The sequence below is a fragment of the Luteococcus sediminum genome (assembly GCF_054783495.1).
In genome coordinates this window covers 1-1,904 of sequence record NZ_BAAGQL010000036.1, presented here as the reverse complement: position 1 = coordinate 1,904, position 1,904 = coordinate 1, and the positions used below count along the sequence as shown (strand labels likewise).

At 67.6% G+C, this 1,904-nt stretch carries 1 protein-coding gene; it reads left to right on the top strand.

Annotation, left to right across the window (positions count from 1 at the left end; genetic code table 11):
* Window positions 1–107 precede the first annotated feature (107 nt).
* On the top strand, window positions 108–647 hold the full coding sequence (locus ACYVKA_RS13580; protein WP_018023089.1) for a chlorite dismutase family protein: 540 nt from the start codon (window positions 108–110) through the stop codon (window positions 645–647).
* Window positions 648–1,904: the final 1,257 nt, after the last annotated feature.

Below are 1,904 nucleotides of genomic sequence, written 5' to 3'. Positions count from 1 at the left end.
CTGGATCAACCAACCCGCCGACAACACCGGCATCGAGCTAGCCGCCTAACACCCACCGGCCTCAACTACCTTGACAAATTCCGCAGGGGTGCGGTAACGTCGTTTCCATGCCGCTCAACGTCTTTGCCGGAGGCCGGGTGGGCGCCTGGCAGGTTGAACGCATCGAGCCGGTGACTGGTCCGTCCTTGCCGGTGGTCTCACGGTTGGCCGTGCTCGACGGGTCACGTGCAGGCGACGTCGAGGCGGCCTGGGTGCTGCGCGGGACGACGAGCTACAAGCGCTACACCCGACGCGAGGAGCAGGAGGCACTGGACGCCAAGCAGCCACAGCTCGGCCGGCCCGAAGCAACCCGGGCGGCTCTCATCCCCATCACCAAGTCCGATGCTTGGTGGCAGCTCGCTCAGGACGAACGCCGTGACCTCCTCGAGGAGAGTTCCCACCACATCGCGGTCGGGTTGGAGTACCTGCCGGCAGTCGCGCGCCAGCTCTACCACGGCCATGACCTGGGCGAGCCCTTCGACTTCCTCGCCTGGTTCGAGTACGCCCCCCAAGACGCCCCCGCGTTCGAGGAGCTCGTAGACCGACTCCGCACGACCCCCGAGTGGGGCTACGTAGAACGAGATGTCGACATCCGCCTCGCGCGGTGACCCGCCCTGCTCCCGGCTCTGCCGACAGGACAAGTGTGCTCATGGCGGGTCCACGAGCACACGGGCTATCTCAGTAGACGATGGCTCACCGGGCAAGAACGCACGCCCATCGCGGCATGACCGGGCGAGCGTCCCCGCCCCTACAGCGGCAGATGCGGGCGAGCGTCCCCGCCCTCAACGCGGCAGATGCGGGCGTGACCCCGAACGGTTCGCCACGTGTCGACGACGGCTGAAAACTGGGCCGTAATCGACGGGGCGTTGACGCCTGGCTCAATGTTCACGCCAGAACTGCCAGCCCGACGGCGGTTCTGGGAATTCTGAGCTGGGGCTCCAACCGACTGGAGGTGACCACCGCTCCGGCGGCGTTGGCCAGCTTGGCGGGACGGCGAAGATGAGGCGGGCTCGACGGCGCCGCCACCTCCGCCGGAGCAGCAGTGCCCCGGCAATCGAGAGTGACATGCACGCGACGGCAACCAGCGTCGCGATGAGCCGGAAGCGACCGAGATCGGCACCCTGGCCCGGGCCCGGATCACTCGGTGCCCCACCCAGGACCAACGCGACAAGGCCAACCAGACCAATGATGAGACACAAGACGAAGGAGCTGGCATAAGCGGTGCGTATCCGTCGGGACTCCGCCGGTCTTTCCAGGGCAGAACTCATCGGCGTCCCTCAGCCCGCCCAGACGGGCGAACGGGCCCCCGAGGGGCGTTCTTCAGGCGTTCGCACGCGCCCAAACTAGCCCGTTCACGCTCGGCCCGGAGTGGACAAGAACGGTCCGCGTCGCATGACGTGAGAGGGCGGCGGCCAAGGCAACAGTCAGCGCCCTCACGAGGCCCGGGTCGAGAACATGGAGCACACCGTCAAGGGCGCTCGCAATACATCGGCGGCGGGCCCTTACGGGACACGCTTCGCGTGCCGATGGCAGTGCGTGAGTCGGGGAGTGCGGAGGGGGCACACGTGAGCGCGACGCGACCGGGGAGCCATGCCCGCGACCCCTCCGTTCCCCCGCCGGTCGATCCTGAGCTGACACGGCTGTCGGTGCGGTGGACCCACGGCGCGTTGCGAACGGTGATCGCCGTGTGGTTGATCGCGGGCCTGGTGGGCGCCTCCTACGACGCTCTGAGTCGCTACGGGCATCTGACCTGGATCCTGGTGTGGGGTGGGCGCGGCGGTGCCCTACGGGTCAGGATGAGTTGAGGCCGGTGGTTCATAGCAAGTCCGCCAGCGTGGGGCGTGAACCAGGAGTCCAATCATCAT